The sequence below is a fragment of the Nostoc sp. genome (assembly GCF_036917455.1).
In the GTDB taxonomy this organism is placed as follows: domain Bacteria; phylum Cyanobacteriota; class Cyanobacteriia; order Cyanobacteriales; family Nostocaceae; genus Nostoc.
In genome coordinates this window covers 20320-43443 of sequence record NZ_JBALDK010000264.1, presented here as the reverse complement: position 1 = coordinate 43443, position 23124 = coordinate 20320, and the positions used below count along the sequence as shown (strand labels likewise).

The following is a 23124-nucleotide window of genomic DNA, read 5'->3' as shown; positions in this document are numbered from 1 at the left end:
GAGACACTGATAATAGTAGCCTATATCTAATAGTATTAAACTAACTATTTAACTGCGGTTTTCAAATCTAAAATCTGATTATTTACAAGTTTTTATACTAAATTTTTACGGCTGTCAAGCACAACTTTACGTGTGAAATACTCAAATAATTTCCAGGTATATGCCCCATCGTTAACGTTTTTGAGAGAACGTGATTGGACAGCTTTGATAGAACTATTTGATCGAGACGACGGTGATGAGATTGAAGCCGACATTAGCGGTAGTTTGTTTTGGCTGATACCTGAGCCTTGTTGGGAAGACGATCCTTTTGATTTCTTGCGTGAGTACCTTTGAAGAGGGCTGAGTTAGGAAAGTTATTAGTCTATTCGATCGCGCCAGGTAAAACAGATATTGGAAAGAGGACGGAAATGCGATCGCTTTTTTGATTGCAGCGATGAATTGCATTTAACTGAAAACTATTGTCCCATTCCCTATTGACGGGTATAACGATGTTTCACTCCAATGGGAAAATATTCGGAATCACCCATTGGGGCTAATATAACTTGTAGTGTTTGGTATTCTACGGGAACATAATTAGCAAACTCGCTATTTAGGCGTAGCAGTTGTGAAAGAATAGAAAATGCGATCGCTTCTCTTTTATCTTCACTCCCCTCTACTCCTGGCGCTAACTCCACAACTACAGATAAAAATCGGTTCTTGTCTGCATCTTCCTTCACCTGCAACACAAATTTACCCGTTACCCATTCTTTAATTACTGGTTGCTCTAATCCCACCGTCACATTTTCTGGATAGATATTTGCGCCAAAGTAGGAAACTGTAAAGTTAGAACGGCCGAATACATAAACGAAAGGTAGCTGATGAATACCTCTAGGTGATTGTTGAGTGTCAGAACGCAGATTTTCGAGCGGGTTAAATCCCCATTCTGCTAAAAATTGCAGCATGGTATCATAACTAATTATTCCGCCAGTATCCAATATGTCATAACGCACTAAGGGAATACCGTTATCTCCAGAAAATAGCAATCCGTCATTGTGAACTTCAAAAAAGCGAGTGAAGGGATCGTATTGTACTAGCGTGGGTAAACGTGATTCTCCAAACAAAGCTCTAGCTGCATTGGGATTTTGCGCCAAAAAACGGCGAATGCAGATACTTAACGGTGTTTCATTCCCCAAAACTCCCGCATCCGCAGTGCCGTAAAGTGATGCAAAATCAGAGCAAGGATTTTGTGAACCAACTCTTTCACCAACTAAACTCCGCCATTCTTCACTAAATACTTCTCCTGCCATAACTAATTTAATCTGATATTGCTGCCACTCCACACCACGAGCGATACCAGTATCAATCACATCTTTTAAAAATGGTGGGTATCCCAATAATACAACTTGCTCAAATGCTGAACCTAATTCTTGGACAACTCGCAAAATTTCTTCTTTGTTATTACCAGGAGTAATTACAGTGATGAGATAACCTTTGCTAGCAAGATAACGACAGCAATTAGTAGTAAATATTCCACCTACCCAAGTACCCAAAGTGAAACAAATAACTGCTAGGGTACGTCTGGTATCTGAATAAAAACTATCGTGAAAAATCTGTTCAAAGCGTGTGGCTATTTGGAGTTCATCTGTGAAAAAACGAGGCCAAAATGTCGGTTTACCACTAGAACCTGATGAAGCAGCTATCATGTCGCACGCTTCTAATTGCCCGTTGCGGCACAAGTCAGCTAAAGGGTAACGCAGTATATAATTTTGTTTAGCGATCGCTGGGAGTTTTTGAAACTCTTCCAAGGTTTGAATAGTCGCGGGATTAATTTCCCTTTCTGCTAAAAAAGCTTTGTAGGCAGGTACATTAGCCGCCACATCATGAAATAAAGTTAAAGCTGCCGAAGTTTGAGTGTTGAGATGCCGTTTCAGTATCGTTTCTAGGGGGGTAGACAAAAAATCTTCAAATGCTTTAATGACTTGCTGCTGTCGTGGTTTGCGATTCATGACGCTTGTTGTTTATCCTGAAATAGAACCAACACCGTTAAAATAATTCGTAATTCGTAATTCGGAATGACGCTCTAATACTCGCTAACGTAATTCGTAGGATATCCGAAAATGAGGGTATGCGCGTTGTAATTATTCAATAAAACCTTAATTTATCCTTCAGCACCATGCAGCTCTATTGCAGTAAACAACACACAAATAATGGTAGTAACCGCTTTTGTACCCTTTGTGGTGAGCCATTACCTCTTGCTGTGGGGCAGGTGGTGGATAATCGCTATCAAATTATCCGTCATCTAGGGCAGGGTGGCTTTGGACGCACTTATTTGGCGGAGGATATAAGTAAATCTCATCAAACCTGTGTGCTGAAGGAATTTGCACCCCAAGTCCAAGAACATCAAGATTTACAAAAAGCTAAAGAGCTATTTGAGCGAGAAGCAAATGTTCTGAAAAAACTCCAGCATCCACAGATTCCGCGTTTTCACGCCTCGCTACAAGTGAAAATAGGTACTAAAGATTTTTTCTTTCTAGTACAAGATTATGTGGATGGTGATAATTATTACCAACTACTAGAACAACGCGAGAGTCAAGGAAAGACTTTTAGTGAAGAAGAAGTAATCACCCTACTGCAACAAATTTTACCTGTATTAGCCTACATCCACTCACAAGATGTAGTTCACCGTGATATCTCTCCCGACAATTTGATTTGGCGGCGTTCTGATAATCTACCAGTGCTGATTGATTTTGGTGGTGTCAAACAATTACCTGCTTCTCAAGGTTTTTGGCAAACTAAGTTGGTTGGAAATAACACATTATTAGGTAAAAAAGGCTACGCACCAGAAGAACAGCTACGGCAGGGAAAAGCCTTTTTTAGTAGTGATTTATACTCTTTAGCGGTAACAACATTAGTATTGCTGACAGGTCAAGAACCGCAAAAATTATACGACAGCTATCAGGGAATTTGGGGATGGGGAAAACAAATCCGAGTTAGTCCCCAATTGGAAGGGGTGTTAAAAAAGATGCTGGCTTATAAACCGAGCGATCGCTATCAACGAGCCGAACAAATCCTCAAAGATTTACCATCGGCAACTGCGACTAAATCACCTGGAAATTATATTACCACCAAGATTAAGACGATGGTAGTTGCTCCGGGAAGACAACGCGCTAGTGCTGTTATGAGTAAATTCCAGAACAAAACGCAAGCAATCTCTAAACCGAAATCTTGGCCTGTTTGGATTCGCCCTTTTGCGATCAGTTTAGGGGGAACAGCTTTAGTTGTCTTAACAGGCGCAGGTACTTTAGCGGTTGTAAATGCAGTCATTCGGAGCGTAACTTCAATCACCCTCCCATCAATTTCATTACCGCAAATTCCCCAATTTCCAAATCCAAGTGGTAAACCAGTCAGCGACAAAGGGAAAAATAGCAATCTCCAGGAAATTATCAATCGTCGCCAAAAACTAGAAATTACTGAAGGATTTTTTATTCCCTTCGTAGATGATTTATTTTATACAAAAAAACCGGAATTAAAAGGACGTAGCCTGACATCGAAACCGGAAGATACTGGTTTACGAGATGACTGGTCTGGTATCGCTGACGATTTATTGAATAAAATAGAACAGGCTGACCTCAGTACAGAAGCTCGTCGTAAATTGGGTAAATATAGTCAAAAAGATTACGATACATGGAGACGACTTGCGCGATCGGGACAGTTTGGGAACTATACAATCGATCAACTAACCAAAGACACAAATGAAAAATTTGATCGGTTGTTTCCTGGTCAGGAGCGTGGGAAACTGAATCAAAAGACTTTCGGTCAAATTTGGTATGCGATCGCAGCCGATCGAGTCAGTAAAGTACAATCTGGCAATTAAGGGGATTGGGGACTGGGGACTGGCGATTAGGGACTAGGGAAGAATGACAAATGACAAATAACAAATGACAAATGACTAAAATATATTGTTCTAAAGGACATGAAAATTCCCCAGGTAGCCGCTTTTGTCTCCAGTGTGGTGAAAATTTGTTGGATAAGCCCATGAGTTATAGTATCCAGCCGGGAATAACTTTAGGCGATCGCTATGTAATTGTGCGTCAAATTGGCCAAGGTGGTTTTGGACGCACTTATTTAGCTGAAGATGTCAACCGTTTCCGCGAACTTTGTGTTTTAAAAGAATTTTCTCCCCAAGTTCAAACCGCTTACGTTGTCCAAAAAGCAGAAGAACTGTTTGAGAGAGAAGCAAGTGTTCTCTATAAACTGCAACATCCCCAAATCCCGCGCTTTCGGGAACTGCTTCGGTTGAATTTAGGGGGCAAAGAATATCTGTTTTTGGTGCAAGATTATGTAGAAGGGGAAACTTATAATTCTTTGTTAAATGCGCGATTGCAGCAGGGCTTGCGCTTTACAGAGGCGGAAGTCCGCCAATTGTTACAGCAAATTTTGCCAGTACTGGAATATATCCATTCACTAGGAGTAATTCATCGAGATATTTCTCCAGATAACTTAATGCTTCGCACTGTTGACAAACTGCCAGTGTTAATTGATTTTGGCGGTGTCAAACAAGTAGTAGCAGCCGTTGCTTCCCAATATTACCAACCCGGCGTAGTTGCACCTCCCCCATCACCAACCCTATTAGGTAAGATTGGATTTGCTCCCCCAGAACAGATGCAAACTGGGTTAGTATCTCCCCACAGCGACTTGTACGCCTTGGCCGCAACAATGTTGGTTTTACTGACAGGGAAACAACCACAAGAATTAATTGATACCTATAATCTTACCTGGCAGTGGCGACGAGAAGTAAATGTGAGTGCGATATTGGCACAGGTATTAGATAAAATGCTATCTGCTAGACCAAGCGATCGCTATCAATCAGTCCGTCAAGTACTCGAAGCCCTCAACCCGCCCCCAGCTAACTTTCCCCCAACTCAATATCCCACCCCACCACAACCCACATCCGCGACTATCGCCATCTCTCCACCTTCTCCCCCATCCCCATCATTTTCCTCATCTCCCCCATCTCCTCAGTCCACAAGCTGGTGGACACCAACAAAAACCTTCCTAGTGGCGGCGGTGGTAGTTGGTAGTGTTGGATTAATTTGGTGGGGACTGAATAGCCGCCGCAATAATCTTGTAGAAGTCCCACCTACTCCTACAGCCAGCCCAATTCCAACCAGTAACCAACCAACCGATCCTTTAGCGCAATATTCACCAGCAGAACGACAGCGCAAAGAAAGATTAAGCGATCGCCGTCAACAGTTGGGGATTAACTCTAACTTCTACGTGAACTTAGTGAATCAAGTTTTTTGGGACAGAAACCCCAGTTTACGGGGACGCACTCTCAGCGATGGCCCTGAAGATGAAGGTTTACGGGCAGAATGGGATAAAACAGCCTCAGAATTGCTAGAAAAACTCGCGCCACTGAGTTCCAACACCCGCCGACAACTGGGAACTTATACAACTGCGGAACGCGATCGCTGGAAAGTAGAAGTCAACAAAATCAATGTTGGTAGTCGTTCTTTGTATGATTTGGGAGACGCAGCTTTTTTAAGTGTATTTCCTGAACAGCGTGGTAAAGATTTTCGAGATCAGCCCATTGGACAAGTTTGGTACGGTTTTGTAAGCGATAAACTTAGTGCGATCCTCAACGGTAACGCTTTCCAGAAGCTTGTTTTTGATCCGGGTGCAACTGGCAAAACAGTCAACGGTATTCTTCAACCTGGTGATGGTAAAGTATTCATTGCCGGACTGGCGAAAGATCAATCTTTGGAATTGAAACTACAGGCAAATTCCCAAGTTTTGTTATCAATATATTCACCATCTGGCAAAATCCAATTTTTAGAAGATTCTCCCCAGCGCAGTTTATCAAAAAAATTACCAGAAAAAGGTTTTTACGAGTTTGTCGTGGTTTCCACAGCATCGAAACCAGAAGACTATCGACTCACCATCACGGCGGAAAATCCCACGCCTACGCCAACACCTACTCCCACACCTACTCCCACAGAAATACCAACACCAACTTCTACGCCAACTCCCACAGAAACCCCCATACCTGAACCTACACCGACACCTAGTGCTGAGGTGACACCTCAAAGTAATTAAAAATTAAAAATACAGCAGATTGCAAGTTAATGAAGTACAAAAATCCCCCTCCCTAACCCTCCCCGATGGATTGGGGAGGGAACCTGGATTTCTCACCACATCTCGATTAAGCCTGCGCTTGAGCAGGGGAGCAGGGGAGAGTTCAAATACCAAGTTCTTTCCTCTCTGCTCATCCTTACCCTGAAGCTTGTGAGAAATGCGGGGGAACTAGATTGGGAATTTCCCCCTTTACAAGGGGGGTAAGGATGTACTTCATTTAGATGCAAAATGCTGTATAAGTGAAAAGCTATTTAAGATAGGCATTTCACGCCAAATGGCATAATTTTTAATTAATCGTTGTTCTACCCCTTAACGACAATAAATTCTTTGTTAATCAATATTAGTTACAAAAAATTTACAATTAGTAATTATTGTTTAATAACTGTCTTAAATCTTTTGGCTATCTGCTTAAGTGTCTTAACTGTCTTTTATTATTAAGTTTTTGATTTAACTATCTGCTTAAGTGTCTTAACTGTCTTCTAATTATTAAGTTTTTGATTTAACTATCATTTAATTGCTTTAGTCTACGGATTGATTTTTTTTTAAAACTATGAAAAGTTATGGAGGCATCATAAATCACTAAAAATTCATTTACCAGCATCGGAAATAAGTAATGACTTAAACAGCTTTTTCAAATGCCTTATCTTTCGTTATAGACAACTTCAAAAAAACGTAAATCGCTTGTTATTTGGATTAACAACATCTTGTCTTATCGCCTGGATACAAGCCACTACGAGGAAACAAAATGTGGGGACTTAGCCCGTTTGGCGAGAATACTTGTAAACTGCAACGGTGCTTAGATCGGCCACAAAATAAAGACAGCAAAAAGACCCCAGAGGAGGTTACGCGCAGATCATGCAACCCTTTGAACTGCCAGAATTTTACATGCCTTGGCCCGCGCGGCTCAACCCAAATCTAGAAGAGGCACGAGTGCATTCCAAAGCGTGGGCCTACCAAATGGGGATACTTGGCTCACAAGAGGAAGCGGAAAGCTCCCCTATTTGGGACGAGCGGACATTCGATGCCCACGACTACGCCTTGCTTTGTTCCTATACTCATCCAGATGCACCAGGGGCGGAGCTTGACCTAGTGACCGATTGGTATGTTTGGGTGTTTTTCTTTGACGATCACTTCCTGGAAATCTATAAGCGCACCCAAGATATGGCTGGTGCGAAGGAGTATCTTAACCGACTACCAGCATTCATGCCAGTGTACCCCACCGATACCCCCCCAGTTCCCACCAACCCGGTAGAACGTGGTCTAGGCGACCTATGGTCTCGTACCGCATTCACCAAGTCTGCGGACTGGCGGCGCAGGTTTTCCGAGAGTACCAAGAACCTCCTAGAAGAGTCTTTGTGGGAACTCTCCAATATCAGCCAAGATCGGATCGCTAACCCAATCGAATACATCGAGATGCGCCGCAAGGTTGGTGGCGCTCCGTGGTCAGCCGATCTCGTCGAACACGCTGTGTTTGTGGAGATTTCAGCCGAAATCGCCACAACTCGACCGATGCGTGTACTGAAAGACACATTTGCTGATGGAGTGCATCTTCGTAACGACCTGTTCTCCTACCAGAGAGAAGTCGAAGATGAAGGCGAAAATGCCAACTGCGTGTTGGTCTTTGAGCGCTTCCTAAAAGTGAGTACGCAGGAGGCAGCCAACCTCACCAATGAACTTCTGACCTCGCGGTTACAGCAGTTTGACAACACCGCCATTACAGAACTGCCGTCCCTCTTTGAAGAATACGGACTAGACCCGGTGGCTCGTGTAAACGTTCTGTTATACATCAAAGGACTACAGGATTGGCAGTCAGGCGGTCATGAGTGGCACATGCGATCGAGCCGCTACATGAACAAGGGAGGGGACAATTCTTCGGCATCCACCCCACTTCTTGGTGGGCCCACTGGGCTGGGCACATCGGCTGTACGGATTAGATCGTTATACAGCACCTTGGGTTTGGGAAGATTCAAGAACTTCACTCATGTTCCATACCAAGCTGTGGGGCCGGTAACGCTGCCGAAGTTTTACATGCCGTTCGCTACAAGTTTGAATTCCCATTTGGATGCCGCGCGCCAGCATTCCAAAGAATGGGCCCGCCAGATGGGGATGCTGGACTCACTACCTGGCATTCCTGAAGCCGTCATCTGGGATGACCACAAGTTCGATGTTGCCGACGTAGCCTTATGCGGTGCGTTGATCCATCCCAATGCATCCAGTGCTGAGTTGAATCTGACAGCGGGCTGGCTTGTCTGGGGAACTTATGCTGACGATTACTTTCCAGCACTCTACGGACACAGCCGCAATATGGCGGGTGCGAAACTATTTAACGCTCGACTGTTGGCGTTTATGCCTCTTGATTCCAGCCCCATCCCCTTACCGACCAACCCAGTAGAACGTGGCTTGGCCGATCTGTGGTCTCGCACAGCTGGCCCCATGTCCCAAAACGCGCGGGGTCAGTTCCGCCGTGCGATCGCGGATATGACCGAAAGCTGGTTATGGGAACTCGCCAACCAAATCCAAAACCGGATTCCAGACCCGATTGATTATGTTGAGATGCGCCGTAAGACCTTTGGCTCGGATCTGACGATGAGCTTATCTCGACTAGCTCAGGGCGACGAGATCCCGCAGGAAATCTACCGGACGCGATCAATGCGCCAACTAGATAATTCGGCCGCAGACTTTGCCTGTTTGACCAACGACATCTTCTCTTACCAGAAAGAAATAGAATTCGAGGGCGAACTCAATAACGGCGTGCTGGTCGTTCAGCAATTCCTCAACTGCGATCTGCCGCAGGCTGTCGAGGTCGTCAACAACCTAATGACCTCTCGCGCCCGCCAGTTTGAACACATCGTTGCCACCGAACTGCCAGCCCTGTTCGACGATTTCGACTTGGACGCAAGTACCCGCGAGAAACTGTACGGATACGTCGAGAAACTACAGCAGTGGATGTGCGGTGTCCTCAAGTGGCATGTGACGGTAGACCGCTATAAGGAATTTGAATTGCGTAATAGTTCGCCAGAAGGGCGGCTACTCAATGGCCCCACAGGTCTGGGCACTTCGGCTGCGCGGATCAGATCGTTGATTGGTACAGGGGGGAATGGTACTAAGAAAAGGGAAAATCGTTGAGGCTCTTGGGTGCAGAGGAGCAGGGGAGAAAGAAGAAGTTTTAGGTATTGCGTTCGGATACTTAGAAATTCTCCTCTGCACCTTTGCCCCCCTGCCCCTCTGCAATCTTTACGCTGCATACTCTTCAGCTTAACTTAGTGCCATTCGGTACAGGGGGTTTAAGTTCAGTCCTCGGTCAAGTCGGGTCGGGTTCTTTTGTCAGTGAATAGAGTTTGGCGGTGTGAGTCCAAGATCGGTATTTGATCGAGTCAGATCGGTTTTTTTAGTAACTTATAGAATAGAGGGTTAGATTATGACAGAATCTATTGAGTCAAATTTGGATGTTGAGAATGAGCATCCCCGGCTGAGTTTAAGTACATCTGCTGCGCGTAACTTGGCGACGACCACCAAATCTGCACCGCAGATGCAGGGCATTACCTCACGGTGGTTGTTGAAACTGTTACCTTGGGTACAAACCAAGGGTGGTACTTATCGGGTAAACCGTCGGCTAACCTATACCGTAGGTGATGGGCGGTTGAGTTTCTCCAACACTGGAGCCGATGTACAGGTAATACCCCAGGAACTTGGTGAGCTGCCATTGCTGCGAGGGTTTGACAACGTTGAAGTGTTGAATGCGTTGGCGGGTCGGTTTGTTCAGCAAGAGTTTGCCCCCGGTGACACGATCGTGGAGTTAGGCCAACCAGCCAATCAGCTTTTTCTGATCGCTCATGGCAAGGTAGACAAGATTGGTGTTGGCAAGTATGACGAACAGACCGTGCTGGGTGTGTTAGCTGACGGTGACTATTTTGGTGGTCAGGTATTGCTAGAGTCGCAGAGTAATTGGGAATTCACAGCCAAAGCAGTTACCCGAACCACGGTATTAGTCCTACCACAACAGGCATTTCGGGAACTTCTCAACCAGTCTGAGGCGCTACAAGCTCACGTCGATGGCTTCAGAACTCGCCCAGAAGGACAACAGAACGAGTACGGTGAAGCTTCCATTGAGGTGAGTTCAGGACATCTTGGGGAAACTGAATTGCCCGGAACCTTTGTAGATTACGAACTTTCACCCCGTGAATATGAATTGAGTGTTGCCCAAACCGTATTACGAGTGAGTACTCGGGTTGCGGATCTGTACAACGAACCGATGAATCAGACGGAACAACAATTACGGCTGACCATTGAGGCATTGCGGGAACGTCAAGAACATGAATTGATCAACAACCGTCAATTCGGCTTGTTACACAACGCCGACCTCAAACAACGCATCTACACCCGCAATGGCCCACCTACCCCCGACGACCTTGACGAACTGCTGGCCACGGTGTGGAAAGAGCCGGCATTCTTCCTGGCTCACCCTCGCACGATCGCTGCCTTCGGTCGGGAGGCCAACCGCCTCGGTCTCTATCCACAAAACATCGACCTGGGTGGCAACCGAGTACCTGCTTGGCGGGGCGTACCCATCTTTCCCTGCAACAAGATCCCCATTAGCAATGCCCGCACTAGTTCCATCCTGTTGCTCCGCACTGGTGTAGAAAAGCAAGGGGTGATTGGCTTACATCAAACTGGTATCCCTGACGAATACCAACCCAGTCTGTCTGTCCGATTCATGGGCATCAGCGAAAAGGCGATCATCTCTTACCTCGTTACAGCTTACTATTCAGCAGCCGTCCTCGTCCCTGATGCACTCGGTATCTTAGAAGACGTACAAATCGGCCTCTAAACATTCATCAGAGGTTAAGGCCAAATAACCTTTTTCAATAAGAAATTACGCTGAAAAACGGGGATTAAAATCAGTTTTGTACTGACTTTTCAGTTTCTCTGAGGAGATTCGCTCCTTCCTACAAATTTGGGAATATTTTCAGTAACATTATTTTTTGACAAAAGTTTTATAACCTTAACCTCTCACCTATTGGGTCGGGCACTTTTGTTATTAACTAGAGGATGAGGTGATGACGGATTCTATTGAATCGAATATAGATTTTGAAAATGAGCATTCCCGGCTGAGTTTGAGTACGGCTGCTGCCCGTAATTTATCTACGACAACTAAATCTGCACCGCAGATGCAAGGTATTACCTCGCGGTGGTTGTTAAAGATGTTGCCGTGGGTGCAGACCAAGGGTGGCACTTATCGGGTAAACCGTCGATTGACCTATACCGTGGGTGATGGGCGGTTGAGTTTCTCTAACACCGGAGCCGAGGTGCAGGTGATTCCCCAGGAACTTGGTGAGTTGCCGTTGCTGCGAGGATTTGACGACGTTGAAGTGTTGAATGCGTTGGCGGGTCGGTTTGTTCAGCAGGAATTTGCTCCTGGTGACATCATAGTGCAGTCAGGTCAGGCAGCAAATCAGCTTTTTCTGATCGCACATGGCAAGGTGAACAAGATTGGTGTTGGCAAGTATGGTGAGCAGCCCGTGTTGGGTGTGTTAGCCGATGGCGATTATTTTGGTGTTCAGGTGTTGCTAGAGTCCCAGAGCAGTTGGCAGTTTACAATCCAGGCTTTGACTCGAACCACAGTATTAGCGCTACCACAACAGGCATTTCGGGATCTGCTCAACCAGTCCGAGGCGCTACAGGCTCATGTCGATGGCTTCCGAACCCGCCCACAAGCACCACAGAACAAGTATGGAGAAGCCTCCATTGAGGTGACATCGGGGCATCTCGGAGAAACTGAGTTGCCGGGAACCTTCGTAGATTACGAACTCTCACCCCGCGAATATGAGTTGAGCGTCGCCCAAACTGTCTTGCGAGTAAGTACTCGAGTGGCGGATCTGTATAATCAACCGATGAACCAGACCGAACAACAACTGCGGCTGACTATTGAGGCATTGCGGGAACGGCAAGAACATGAATTAATCAACAACCGTCAATTCGGTTTGTTACACAACGCCGACCTCAAACAACGCATCTACACCCGTACCGGGCCACCCACTCCCGACGACCTGGATGAACTGCTGACTCGGCGGAGGAAGTCGAAATTCTTCTTGGCTCACCCCCGGACTATTGCGGCTTTCGGTCGGGAGTGCAATCGCCTCGGCATCTATTCAGAAAACATTGATTTGGACGGCAGTTTGGTGTCCGCTTGGCGGGGCGTACCCATTCTTCCCTGTAATAAAATCCCCATCAGCAATACCCAGACTAGCTCCATCCTTGTACTCCGCACTGGCGCGGAAGACCAGGGCGTTATCGGCTTACATCAAACTGGTATCCCTGACGAATATCAACCCAGCTTGTCTGTCCGATTCATGGGTATCAGCGAAAAGGCGATCATCTCTTACCTTGTTACCGCTTACTATTCAGCAGCCGTCCTCGTCCCCGACGCACTCGGCATTCTCGAAGATGTTGAAATTGGGCGTTGAGGGAAGGGTAAACCTAACTTTTTATAGTTAAGGTGAAGGCTACTTTCAATCAAAATCTGTTGGTAAATCTGGATTGCGGTAATGGTGGAAAAGTCGGGTGATTTGTCTTGGTGTCACCCGTCCGATAGAAAGTTCTGGTAAAGTATCTTCAGCAAAAAAACCTACATCTTCAGTTTCAATACTAGATGATGGAGAACCACCGATAATTTCGCAGTGAAAAAACAGCTTATAGACATAAAACGGAAACGGGGGATGTCCCTGTCTATCTCTGTCATAGACTGCTAGTAATTTGATAGCGCGTGCTTGATATCCAGATTCTTCATATACTTCTTTCACAACTACTTCACTGGGTGACTCGCCAATATCAGCCCATCCACCAGGTAAAGTCCAACAGCCATCGGCTCTTTCTTTAACTAACAATATAGTATTATCCCGAAAAATCGCTGCTCGCACGTCAACCTTGGGAGTTGCATACCCGATTTCACGGCTAAATAAATCGAGGACATAACTGTGTTCTACATTCGAGTAAGTCGCCATGATTTCTGTGGCGATCGCTCGTAATTGTTTGTAACGTTCTATATCAAAAAGCCCTTCAGAATAGGTTAGACCATTTTGAGCGATCGCTTGCAACTTTTGTGCCCATTCCAGCCATTTAGTTTCCATATATATTATTTTCTTATGTAGAGGCTTGGGTCGTAGGTATTGGGGAAAGGTGACAGATGATAGGGAATAATCTGTACCCTATTCCCTTCTTCACCCGCATTTCTCACAAGCTTGAGGGGAAAGATGGGCAGAGGGGCAGAGGGGAAAGAACTTGGTATTTGAACTCTCCCCTGCTCCCCTGCTCAAGCGCAGGCTTAATCGAGATGTGGTGAGAAATCCGGGTTCAGTCCCCAGTCCCCAATCCCTAATTACGCATCATCTAAAGCCGCAATTCCGGGCAACACTTTGCCTTCAAGTAACTCCAAACTAGCGCCGCCACCGGTGGAAATATGGCTCATTTGGTCTGCTAAACCAACCTTTTCCACAGCCGCTACTGAGTCACCACCGCCAATGATGGTGGTTGTGCCAGTTTTACCAATTTCGGCGAGGGTATGAGCGATCGCTTCCGTACCTGCGGCAAACTTATCAAACTCAAACACACCCATTGGCCCGTTCCAAATTACCGTTTTGGTATCTGCTAGGGCTTCTTGGAAAAATTTCACCGAATCTGGCCCAATATCCAAACCCATCCAACCATCGGGGATACTCTCAATACTAACGGTTTGAGAATTGGCATCAGGGGCAAAGTTATCTGCCAATACCACATCTGTGGGCAGCAATAAAGCAACGCCCCGTTCTTTAGCCTTAGCTTCCAAAGACTTTGCTAGTTCTAGCTTGTCTTCTTCTACCAAAGACTTACCAACATTTAAACCACGGGCTTTGTAGAAGGTGAAAATCATCCCACCGCCAATGATTAGCTTGTCGCATTTCTCCAGTAGCGTTTCAATCACACCAATTTTGCTGGAAACCTTGGAACCACCAATAATTGCCGCCAAAGGACGTTGGGGTTTTTCAATGGCATTTTGCAGATATTGCAATTCCTTCTCAACCAAATATCCAGCTACGGAAGGGCTGAGAAATTTAGTCACGCCTTCAGTAGAAGCGTGGGCGCGGTGTGCGGTACCAAAAGCATCATTTACATAAAAATCAGCATTAGCTGCCAATTTTTTGGCAAATTCTGGGTCGTTTTTTTCTTCTTCTGGGTAAAAACGGACGTTTTCTAGTAATAGCACTTGGCCATTTTGCAACGCGCCAACTTTAGCTGCAACTTCATCGCCAATGGAGTCATCAGTTTTAATCACTTCTTGCCCCAGTAACTCAGACAGACGCTTGGCAACGGGAGTTAGGCGTAATTTGTCATCCACACCCTTGGGACGGCCAAAATGACTTGCGAGAATGACTTTAGCACCTTTCTGCGTCAAATCTTGGATAGTGGGTAGAGCGGCGCGAATGCGAGTATCGTCGGTAATTTTGCCTTGATCGTCTACAGGCACATTAAAGTCAACCCGCACTAAGGCACGTTTCCCAGATATATCAGCCGAAGATAAACTTGCTAAACTTTTTTTGGACACACCAAACTCTCCTGATTGCCTTTTTGTTATTGTTTTGAAAGTAGAACCATCAAGATTTTACCGGAGTCAGGGGTACCCAAGTGACAGAGATATTTAAGACAGTGCTATTTCCGATCGATCAAAGCCGGGAAACGCGGGAAGCTGCTGATGTTGTTACCAACGTAGTCAAAAAGTACAGCAGTCGCTTGGTGCTGCTGTCTGTGGTAGAAGAATCACCAAAAGATGCGCCTAGTGCAGATCCGATGGTGTCGCCAGAGGTAGTTGCTAAACTGCTAGAAAATGCCCAATCTTTATTTTCTGGGCAAGGAATTAAATCCGAAATCTTAGAAAGGCAAGGTAAACCAGCTTTTACTATCTGCGATGTCGCTGATGAAATCGGGGCCGATTTAATTATCATGGGCTTCCGGGGGCTAGGCTTGACTGAAGAGGGAGCGGATGATAGTGTGACAACTCGCGTGATTAACCTTTCCCCTTGCCCAGTGCTGATTGTGCCTTAGTAGTAATCAGTGCTGAAGGACAGTGTGTTTCTAAACACTGGTAAACTTGTGGTGCGATCGCTAATTAAAAAAGAGAAAAAACGAATGTCACGAATAAAAGGTAAAACCCTTGCTTCTTCTGGCTATGGGGATGTAGAGGAAGTAGTTGATTTGTAAGTATTATTTAGTTTTTAATTCTTGATTGTGCAACCCCTACACCCTTATACCCAAAAGTCACCCATATTCAGGATTTACGCTTTTCTTAATGCCATTCGTCTGTATACCTAGTGAACTACCCCGCCGTCTTCCGGCGGGGCTTCCCAATTCATCGGGAATAGCCTCTAAAACTCAAACTCCGTAGCTCTATTGGTCTGACATTCCCTCCAAGGGCAGGATTCCTGGTTCCCAGAAAAATGTATATAGAACCCATTTGAGATCTATACAGGATGGCAATCGAATTTGGCTGAACTACGAGCTAAGTTACAAATTTTATAGATTGATCGTCAGGATTTTTTTCTTGCTTTTTTTGTCGCTCAACACGACTGTATTGTAGGGTAATGTATCCGTTCCCAGAGGAATTGGCAGCTTAAAATTGGGGCTTTTATGATCGAGTTCGCCTAAATCAATGCTTTTCGTTATATCGCCATCTGTTGCAAGATTTGCGGTAAGTTCGCCTTTATAATCTTCAATTAAAAAGTCTCTAAAGAAAACGACTGCCCCACCCTCAGGATCTATACCAAGGATGACCGTACCACTGAAAGTTGTGCCTTTTCGTTCTTCATCAACCGTTGCCACTGTGATTTCCGAGGGGTCTTGACCGGACTTATCTGCCATAAACTTTTTTCTCTTGCGAATTCTCAACAATTGAAAATGATTTTACAAGAGCGCTATGGGCGATCGCAAAACTCTCAGGACGTATTTCTGCATCGGTTTTGCATTTTCATCTTACCGTTCGCGCAATAACCCAAGTTGCAGGTTATCAAATTCTGGATGCTTTGTAATTGTTAACTCGTCTCCTAGTATTAAAAAACAGAAAATTCTGAGTGCCGGAAGTCGGCGCTCAGAACTTTGGAGAAAAATCTTGCATGTTTACACGCCTAACAGCTTAAAAGCGATAGTTGCGATCGCGCACCCACATGCTAACTGGAACTGCTTTACCCTGTGGATCGACTTTCGCCTTTACCACAATGGGGGGTACTTGTCCTCTGCGGGCGCGTTGGGTTCGCAAATCGTTGGTAATCTGCTGGCGTTGGTTTTCTGGGATGTAATATGTTTCCAAGCCGTAGTTAACGGAACCATCTTGATAAACACCTTTTAAGGCTACCTGATTGGCTCTTAGAGCATTGGGGCGATCGCTACTGACTCGTAACGGTCTCCAAGCTCTAGGAACACCCGTACCAGAGGATAGTTGCTCTTGCAAAGTCACGTAAATGTTGGTTCCATCCGGCAATCTTCTGCCGCTTCCCCTACCTTTGCTGACTAATGTTTGCCAACCAGGTAATCTACTCAAATTTGCGGTACGGGATATGTTGTAATCTAGCGCTAAGGTGTTACCATCTAATACATTGTTCGGGTCTATAGGTACGGTTTGCAAAATCACCGTCTTACCTGTGACATCTGTATAAACAGCTTGGGCTGGTACTGCCATAATTAACCCTGTTTGCAGCGCTAAGGGAGCTAGTAACCGCCAAAAAGGTAAGGGCTTATTCGATTTTTGTTCGCTAGCAATCAAGTAATCCCGAAAAGTTACCTTATTGGAGAATTCGGCTTCGGGAGACAAGGTTTTATTCTTAGATTCAGAAGAACTATTAGTCATGAGCGTAGTCCTAAAAAGCAGAGGTCTTGAAGAGGTCAAAAGTAAAGAGATTAGGACTGACGCAGAGAAACTTTAAAAACTTTGACGCACAGAGATTTTTAGATTTTAGATTTTTCCTTCAATCCAAAATTAAAGTTGCGCTGGAATCGCACCAAAGGTGCTACCAAAATTTAAAACTGTACTACTTCTTACTAGCAGAGCTAGAGCCACCAGGTAAACGGCGTTCAAACCACAATCCAGCGCTAATTAAAGCGGAACCGCACAAGATAAAGACTAGAGACTTGAAAAGTAAGTCGGTATCGTACTCTTGCACGCGACTGATAATTTGCAGTGTTACTAACAGCATACCGCCCCAAAAGGAACTTCTGTTGCTTAATTTCAATCCTTCTTGAATTAGTCCCCAGGCTAATGTTGCTAGAAGTACATTGAAAATAAAAACACCAAGTTCATCAATCCGGCTGATAGTTTGATGCCAAAAAGGTACAATGGCAATAAAGGCAAGAAAAGTACCAATAACAGCAGTTGTGAAAATCACTTCGCGGCGCGGAGGATTATTTCTTTGACGCAGTAGAAACAACCATTGCAATACCGCCAAGCCACTGAGAATCCCCAAATCAACGATCGGCAGAGACTGGAATAAGTTTGTCACGTTCGTTGGTTGATTATAACCATAATTTGGAGATTCCCAAACCCAACGAAAAGACAGCACATAAAAGACAACGCCGAAGCTTACCAATGCTAAATTACGGGCTAGAGATTGAAACAATCTGTAATTTATGGTTGGAAACAGCAGGTCATCATAACTCCAGAATAATGCAGGTGGGAGTGCAAAAGCAAAAGATGCCACCCAAGGGGCTATATCAGCATAATTCAGCAGTGGCAGAGGATTAAGGTTAGCTTGTAGGGAACTAGCAAAAACAAAGGCTGCTAGAGCAAAAATCCAACGCGATCGGCAGAAGTAGGCTAAAGGGACAAACACTAGCCATGCCAATAAAGGCAGATGTTGTACCACTAACCGCGACCAAGTTAACTCTCCTGTTGCGTACCATAAGTCTTCTAGCCCAGTCCAATAACCGATTTCTACGAGGACAATTGACAGAATTCCTAAAGAATTTATGGATAAACTGAAGGCCATCACCACAACACCCAACCCCCAAGCGAGAAACAGTTGGGAAGTTGAACCGACGATATTGAACATCTGGGCCATCAATAGTAAATTTGCACCGAAAATGAAGGCGCTTAAAATGAGCAACCCCTCTCCCAGTATGCGTTTGCTTCGTTCTGGCTTCTTTCCTTCAGGTGGTCTCCAATTGTAAAAACCAGTAATAGCGATCGCAAAAAACAAACTCATCATCAGAATAATTTTGACTTCTCGCGATCCTCCTTGCCAGTTTCCTGATACAAAGGTAATTATGCCTAAGCATAAAAGGATGCTGCCTATAGTAATTGCGATCGCTTTATTGCGATCGCGTGCAGCAGCTTCCAGGTTTTTAAATTGATAACGTTCTGCTATTTGCTCATACAGCGAAGAACTAATTAATCCTTCATCCCTCCATAATTGTGCTTCTTTGCGTAACTTTTGCGGAAAACTATCTAACAACATGACCTTCTCCGGTGCAGTGGGGTAGCTTGGCCATTGCGTTCTGAATGGCGGTCATTATATTTTGAGTATGAAGCCAAAAGCCTTGATTACATTGTTCTCATGTAACAGTTTGATTTAGATTTTGATACAACCTAATTTTACTAATTCGGAATTCGGAATTAAGGAAGCCAGGTTACAGATGATTGAAAATTGGTATTGGATATATCCAGATGGAAAAACCTTCTAATTTATTACTTAAAGTCTCCCGGCGTTTGTTCGTTAATTTAGATGAACAAGAAAAGTTTATTGAGGCTTTAATGAATCCACAGCCTTTTTTGCCTAGTATTCTTTGGTGTCAAGAAAAGCCTGAAACTTTACCTTTAGCAGTAGAAACACCAACCTATTGGCAACCACAATTTATAGACCGTTTATCTCTGGGAGAAAAACCCGGTCAGCATCCCTTGCATCAACAAGGATATTTCTATTGTTTAGATTTTTCTTCGGTATTTGCAGCTACCACTTTGTTAGCAATTCCTCAGTCAATACGTTTAGTTTTCGATATGTGTGCCGCACCAGGAGGTAAAAGTATCTTCGCTTGGAAAGCTTTACAACCAGAATTACTCATCAGTAATGAAGTAATTGGTAAACGTCTAGGAATGCTAATTTCTAATTTGAAGCGTTGCCAGATTAGCTCTAGTGCAGTAGTTAATAGAGATTCAAGTATATTTGCCGAAATGTTTCCCCTTTGTAGCAATCTAGTAATTGTAGATGCTCCTTGTACCGGACAATCTTTGCTTGCTAAAGGTGAAAAAGCACCCGGATGCTTTCACCCAACTGCTATTAATAAAAGTGCAAATCGGCAAAAGCGCATTATAGCTAACTCTGCTAAAATTGTTTCACCACAAGGCTATTTAGCTTATATGACTTGCACATACTCACCCGAAGAAAATGAGCAAGTTTGTGAGTGGTTTTTAGAACGCTTTCCCCATTTTCAAGCGATGGAAATTAGTAATTTATCTAAATATCAGTCGCATTTAACTACAATGCCTTGTTATCGGATGTTTCCTCAAGATAGGTTAGGGGCTGGTGCGTTTACAGTCCTGTTTAAAAATACTAATGAAGATGAAGATGATGATAAAAAAGTAGATTTAAATACAATATATTCGCTGTACATACACCACAATTTGGAAAAGTCAAGTTAATTAAATTGCTGGCATATCTTCTGGCTATCTGGGAGAAAATAGGATTTTTTGAAGAGTGCTGCATTTGTCAATCAGTCATCAGGAGTACACTTTTTAAGTAAGTTGACTTTATATTAAAACCATACATATTGCAATTCTCATATAAGTGCAAAATGTGGTAAAGACAAAACACTTTTCATCTGCCTGAACTTCAGTTCAACCCTTTAAAAACTTTATAATTTACTTCCCAGTCTCCAATCGGGAATGCAACTGAGAGGTTCAGTCTCTTGTCTAGGCGGCAAAGTTTAAGTAAGTGGGTGTAAATAATCAAAGGTTGATAAGCTGTCGCGCCTACAAGTTGCCTCATAATCTTTTAGGTTAAAACCTGTAAACCCTCTCCTCTGCTCCTCTGCTCCTCTGCTGTCTCAATGTGCAAATTAAAAACACAACAGCTTAGTTAGGGCTAAAGTTGCTTACTACAAGTCAATTTAAATAATTTTTTATTGCTTAATATAGTTTAATTTATTATTGCCCACTTACTTTTTTGGTATTTCTAAGCTATACCTAGACAAATATATAACGAGATTAATAAAAAACGCTCAAAAATTAACTCTTATAGAAATAAAATATCTTTAACCTTCTTATAACCTAAGTTTAACCAAATTTTATCCGGTATCAGCGTTAGACTTTTTGAAATAAACATTATACAAAAAAGCTAGACCGTACAGGATGCAAATTACATGAGTCGCAAAGTCAGCAAAGTGTTTAAACAGTCTGGGGTGATTCCTTATAGGGTGAACAATGGCAAAGTTGAAATCTTGCTAATCACGACCCGTAACTTTCAACACTGGGTGATTCCCAAAGGAGATATTCCTAATGGCATGAGTCCGCCTGCATCAGCAGCCAAAGAGGCGTGGGAAGAAGCAGGGGTGATTGGGCAAGTAGATGTAAATGAACTGGGAAGTTATAAGTACCGCAAAGGAGGCAAAATTTACCGGGTCAAGATGTATTTATTACCAGTCGAGATGCTGAGTGAAGATTATCCAGAAGCAAGTCAAAGAAAACGACAGTGGGTAGAAGTGACTATAGCTATCAGGCGGGTTAAGTTTAATTCACTCAAACGAATTCTTAAAGGTTTTTTCCAAGTAAAATCTCACTTTTGTGCATTTCAAGATACTAGTCATATATAGAGATACATCCAGTCTAAGTATAATTAAAAACGCTTTTAGATACTGATTTACAGTGAGTAATTTATCGTTCATAGCAAGTTTTACTAGGACTAAAGTCTTTATTACAAACTTTAATTTATTTACGCCTTACTACTTATTAAAAAGCCCTCGAAGCAAGGCAAGGGACTTTCAATAAGTAGCTAATATTTAAAACAACTGCGCTTGCTAATCAAATAAAAACATAAGAGGTTGTTTTAAAAGTGTTTTGCTGTAACTTTAGGTATTTTTAGATACCCACTAACGCCCTTAAAAAGGGTGGAACCAGAATCAAAGTCCTGCTTTTTCAAGAGGATTTAGGAGGAACTATAACTTTTGATACTCAAAAGAGGACTTTTCAAACAGCCTCTAAAGCATCACCTATATTTAAACCTATTTGATGGTGAGTGTGGGTCTATTTATTGAGTAGACTTATCCGTTCTAAATCCACAGTAAAGCTACCCAAGTTTTTATACCGACAATTCCATCAGCTTGCAATTTCTTAGATGTTTGGAAACTAACAATTGCATTTTTCACTGAATCAGAAAAATGCCCATCAATAGCATCAGTGTATAATCCAATATCTTTTAATTGCTGTTGTAATTGTTTTACTCTTAGCCCAGAATCGCCTAACTGCAATCCATTAAATCGATTCAAATCGGCTCGACCACTAACACCAGTTACACCAGAAATATCACCTGCATATTGATGGATTAGGTATTGCCCCTGCCAAGCGCTAGGAATACTTGGGTTTTGGGTTCCATAGTGGGCAATCCATAACGGATAATTACCAAAATCAGATGGATTGCCAATTTCTTGCCAAAAACTGGGGAAGGTATAAATAATTGGCTTAATTGGTTTTTTTGTTTGTTGTAAAAGGGCTTTTTCCACCTCTGCTAACCACTGTTTGGCTGCATTAATTACAGTTTGGCTATTTCCTTTATCAGTTACCTCTACATCCAAAACTGGTGGTAAGTCTCCGGGTTCTAATTGCCCCAAAGTTTTTAAGAATTCCTTCGCTTGCTGAACTGGGTCAGATGTATGAGGGTGAAAGAAATGATAAGCACCCCGAATAATACCAACAGTTTTCATAGTCTGCCAGTGATGAGCAAAAGCAGAGTCTTTAATGCTAACTCCTTCTGTAGCTTTGACAAACGCAAAGGTTTTACCAGAGTTTTTTACAGCCGTCCAATCTACTCTGCCGTCTTGATCGGCAACATCAATTCCTTGCATAAAATTCTTAACCTTTTTGAACAGTACAATACTGGACTTATCAGAGGCTCTAATTAAATTTATGCTATTTCTGGGTTTTTTAGTAAATTACATAAATTTACTAGGGTTGAGTGGTAAAAGCTTGCACCGAAGTCACTCTAACTTTGCCTGTACAAGGCTTGATTTCTTGCGTGACGGTCAAGTGCTGATAAGCATTAGGAGGTGTGATTTCAATCTTACTAGAGATTGGGCAGTTTTGCTGTGGCGAACTAATGTGGTTGTATGCTAACTGAAATGAGGCTTGTTTTCCAGGAGCTAGAGTTACTTGTTGTCGAGGTTGCTTACTTGAAAAGTAAGTGTCCTTGGAACGGATAACTTTAACCCCTTCCAAAGGTTGGCCTTTTGCATCCAGTAGTGCCAATCCTGGATAACCGTAGAGGGTGCAAGGGGATGAGGCATTATTGGTGAAGGCATAAGTGAGGGCAACATTCCCAACACCAGCATCTTCGGAGACTCGGCGGACTGACAATTGGTTAGTTTCACAGCGCGTCGGATTTGTGGCAGTAGTGGCTTCAGGGGTAAAGTTTTCTGTAGCTTTTCCAGTCGGTGTAGGTGTTGAGGTCAATGCAGCTTCTTTCGTTGGCTGTTCAGTGATTGCTGGTAAGGCTTGCGTCTGTTTGGTAACAGAGGGAGAACCGACACAGCCAGTTGTTATCGCAGTCAGGAGCAACAACATACTGCTTTCCATAATTAGAATTCGCATATCTCTTTTTTTGTAGTGAACTACTTACACTGATGCTTCATATCCAGTATAAGTTTCCAAATTCACAATGGTTAGTATTGCTATGAGTTTGGTATTACATCTGCTCCTTTGGCAAACTCCCCTGTCCCTAAGCTAAGTATTTAATCGAATTCAATTCCGTTTCAAAAAACCGAGTAATCCATTAGCAGACGTGTGTC

The 23124-nt window shown here is 43.6% G+C and carries 18 protein-coding genes; 10 read left to right on the top strand and 8 right to left on the bottom strand.

Annotated features, from left to right (window positions below; all coding sequences use genetic code 11):
* The first annotated feature begins 132 nt into the window (after positions 1-132).
* Entirely contained in the window at positions 133-333 is a 201-nt protein-coding gene (locus tag V7K42_RS28500; protein WP_334891422.1) for a hypothetical protein, read from the top strand.
* 137 nt (positions 334-470) lie between these two features.
* On the opposite strand, the gene V7K42_RS28495 is transcribed toward V7K42_RS28500, so the two are convergent.
* A complete protein-coding gene (locus V7K42_RS28495) occupies positions 471-1985 on the bottom strand; it encodes a phenylacetate--CoA ligase family protein (RefSeq protein ID WP_334921032.1) in 1515 nt (504 codons plus the stop codon).
* A gap of 167 nt (positions 1986-2152) precedes the next feature.
* Between V7K42_RS28495 and V7K42_RS28490 the strand changes: the two genes are divergently transcribed.
* From V7K42_RS28490 to V7K42_RS28470, 5 genes are all read left to right on the top strand, one after another.
* Positions 2153-3853 (top strand): serine/threonine-protein kinase, encoded by a 1701-nt coding sequence (locus tag V7K42_RS28490; protein WP_334921030.1) that lies wholly within the window; start codon positions 2153-2155, stop codon positions 3851-3853.
* A 71-nt stretch (positions 3854-3924) separates the two neighbouring features.
* Positions 3925-6075 (top strand): serine/threonine-protein kinase, encoded by a 2151-nt coding sequence (locus V7K42_RS28485; protein WP_334921028.1) that lies wholly within the window; start codon positions 3925-3927, stop codon positions 6073-6075.
* Between the two features lie 894 nt (positions 6076-6969).
* Positions 6970-9240 carry a family 2 encapsulin nanocompartment cargo protein terpene cyclase gene (locus tag V7K42_RS28480; protein ID WP_334921026.1) on the top strand — a complete coding sequence of 757 codons (2271 nt, stop codon included), beginning with the start codon at positions 6970-6972 and terminating at the stop codon, positions 9238-9240.
* 292 nt (positions 9241-9532) lie between these two features.
* A complete protein-coding gene (locus V7K42_RS28475; RefSeq protein ID WP_334921024.1) occupies positions 9533-10942 on the top strand; it encodes a family 2B encapsulin nanocompartment shell protein in 1410 nt (469 codons plus the stop codon).
* A gap of 229 nt (positions 10943-11171) precedes the next feature.
* A complete protein-coding gene (locus V7K42_RS28470) occupies positions 11172-12578 on the top strand; it encodes a family 2B encapsulin nanocompartment shell protein (protein ID WP_334921022.1) in 1407 nt (468 codons plus the stop codon).
* Positions 12579-12623: 45 nt separating this feature from the next.
* Here the strand turns inward: V7K42_RS28470 and V7K42_RS28465 are convergent, their stop codons facing one another.
* Both V7K42_RS28465 and V7K42_RS28460 read right to left on the bottom strand, forming a co-directional pair.
* Positions 12624-13241, bottom strand: coding sequence for an NUDIX hydrolase (locus V7K42_RS28465; RefSeq protein WP_334921021.1), 618 nt, complete (start codon positions 13239-13241; stop codon positions 12624-12626).
* Between the two features lie 248 nt (positions 13242-13489).
* Entirely contained in the window at positions 13490-14692 is a 1203-nt protein-coding gene (locus V7K42_RS28460) for a phosphoglycerate kinase (RefSeq protein ID WP_334921020.1), read from the bottom strand.
* A gap of 89 nt (positions 14693-14781) precedes the next feature.
* Between V7K42_RS28460 and V7K42_RS28455 the strand changes: the two genes are divergently transcribed.
* Both V7K42_RS28455 and V7K42_RS28450 read left to right on the top strand, forming a co-directional pair.
* Positions 14782-15189, top strand: a complete 408-nt coding sequence (locus V7K42_RS28455; protein WP_334921034.1) for a universal stress protein — start codon at positions 14782-14784, stop codon at positions 15187-15189.
* A 24-nt stretch (positions 15190-15213) separates the two neighbouring features.
* Positions 15214-15345 carry a hypothetical protein gene (locus tag V7K42_RS28450; protein ID WP_334921019.1) on the top strand — a complete coding sequence of 44 codons (132 nt, stop codon included), beginning with the start codon at positions 15214-15216 and terminating at the stop codon, positions 15343-15345.
* Between the two features lie 312 nt (positions 15346-15657).
* On the opposite strand, the gene V7K42_RS28445 is transcribed toward V7K42_RS28450, so the two are convergent.
* The 3 genes from V7K42_RS28445 to V7K42_RS28435 all read right to left on the bottom strand — a co-directional run bounded on the left by V7K42_RS28445 (position 15658) and on the right by V7K42_RS28435 (position 18587).
* The gene (locus V7K42_RS28445; RefSeq protein ID WP_334920806.1) at positions 15658-16002 is read right to left on the bottom strand and encodes a hypothetical protein; all 345 of its coding nucleotides are present in this window, start codon (positions 16000-16002) and stop codon (positions 15658-15660) included.
* Between the two features lie 271 nt (positions 16003-16273).
* Positions 16274-16984 (bottom strand): GDYXXLXY domain-containing protein, encoded by a 711-nt coding sequence (locus V7K42_RS28440; protein WP_334921018.1) that lies wholly within the window; start codon positions 16982-16984, stop codon positions 16274-16276.
* Positions 16985-17165: 181 nt separating this feature from the next.
* Positions 17166-18587, bottom strand: coding sequence for a DUF2157 domain-containing protein (locus tag V7K42_RS28435; protein WP_334921016.1), 1422 nt, complete (start codon positions 18585-18587; stop codon positions 17166-17168).
* 209 nt (positions 18588-18796) lie between these two features.
* Here V7K42_RS28435 and V7K42_RS28430 point away from each other — a divergent pair, with 209 nt between their 5' ends.
* Both V7K42_RS28430 and V7K42_RS28425 read left to right on the top strand, forming a co-directional pair.
* The gene (locus V7K42_RS28430; protein WP_334921014.1) at positions 18797-19768 is read left to right on the top strand and encodes an RsmB/NOP family class I SAM-dependent RNA methyltransferase; all 972 of its coding nucleotides are present in this window, start codon (positions 18797-18799) and stop codon (positions 19766-19768) included.
* Between the two features lie 719 nt (positions 19769-20487).
* Positions 20488-20937 carry an NUDIX hydrolase gene (locus tag V7K42_RS28425; protein WP_334887687.1) on the top strand — a complete coding sequence of 150 codons (450 nt, stop codon included), beginning with the start codon at positions 20488-20490 and terminating at the stop codon, positions 20935-20937.
* A gap of 456 nt (positions 20938-21393) precedes the next feature.
* On the opposite strand, the gene V7K42_RS28420 is transcribed toward V7K42_RS28425, so the two are convergent.
* Positions 21394-22185 carry a GH25 family lysozyme gene (locus tag V7K42_RS28420; RefSeq protein WP_334921012.1) on the bottom strand — a complete coding sequence of 264 codons (792 nt, stop codon included), beginning with the start codon at positions 22183-22185 and terminating at the stop codon, positions 21394-21396.
* A gap of 100 nt (positions 22186-22285) precedes the next feature.
* On the bottom strand, positions 22286-22927 hold the full coding sequence (locus tag V7K42_RS28415; RefSeq protein WP_334921010.1) for a DUF4232 domain-containing protein: 642 nt from the start codon (positions 22925-22927) through the stop codon (positions 22286-22288).
* Positions 22928-23124 lie beyond the last annotated feature (197 nt).

Bases quoted from the DNA above. Each gene is read 5' to 3' on its own strand.
- V7K42_RS28490 (WP_334921030.1), top strand. From the start codon at position 2,153: ATGCAGCTCTATTGCAGTAAACAACACACAAATAATGGTAGTAACCGC.
- V7K42_RS28420 (WP_334921012.1), bottom strand. From the start codon at position 22,185: ATGCAAGGAATTGATGTTGCCGATCAAGACGGCAGAGTAGATTGGACG.
- V7K42_RS28445 (WP_334920806.1), bottom strand. From the start codon at position 16,002: ATGGCAGATAAGTCCGGTCAAGACCCCTCGGAAATCACAGTGGCAACG.
- V7K42_RS28440 (WP_334921018.1), bottom strand. From the start codon at position 16,984: ATGACTAATAGTTCTTCTGAATCTAAGAATAAAACCTTGTCTCCCGAA.
- V7K42_RS28465 (WP_334921021.1), bottom strand. From the start codon at position 13,241: ATGGAAACTAAATGGCTGGAATGGGCACAAAAGTTGCAAGCGATCGCT.
- V7K42_RS28430 (WP_334921014.1), top strand. From the start codon at position 18,797: ATGGAAAAACCTTCTAATTTATTACTTAAAGTCTCCCGGCGTTTGTTC.
- V7K42_RS28480 (WP_334921026.1), top strand. From the start codon at position 6,970: ATGCAACCCTTTGAACTGCCAGAATTTTACATGCCTTGGCCCGCGCGG.
- V7K42_RS28495 (WP_334921032.1), bottom strand. From the start codon at position 1,985: ATGAATCGCAAACCACGACAGCAGCAAGTCATTAAAGCATTTGAAGAT.
- V7K42_RS28475 (WP_334921024.1), top strand. From the start codon at position 9,533: ATGACAGAATCTATTGAGTCAAATTTGGATGTTGAGAATGAGCATCCC.
- V7K42_RS28485 (WP_334921028.1), top strand. From the start codon at position 3,925: ATGACTAAAATATATTGTTCTAAAGGACATGAAAATTCCCCAGGTAGC.
- V7K42_RS28435 (WP_334921016.1), bottom strand. From the start codon at position 18,587: ATGTTGTTAGATAGTTTTCCGCAAAAGTTACGCAAAGAAGCACAATTA.
- V7K42_RS28425 (WP_334887687.1), top strand. From the start codon at position 20,488: ATGAGTCGCAAAGTCAGCAAAGTGTTTAAACAGTCTGGGGTGATTCCT.
- V7K42_RS28415 (WP_334921010.1), bottom strand. From the start codon at position 22,927: ATGCGAATTCTAATTATGGAAAGCAGTATGTTGTTGCTCCTGACTGCG.
- V7K42_RS28470 (WP_334921022.1), top strand. From the start codon at position 11,172: ATGACGGATTCTATTGAATCGAATATAGATTTTGAAAATGAGCATTCC.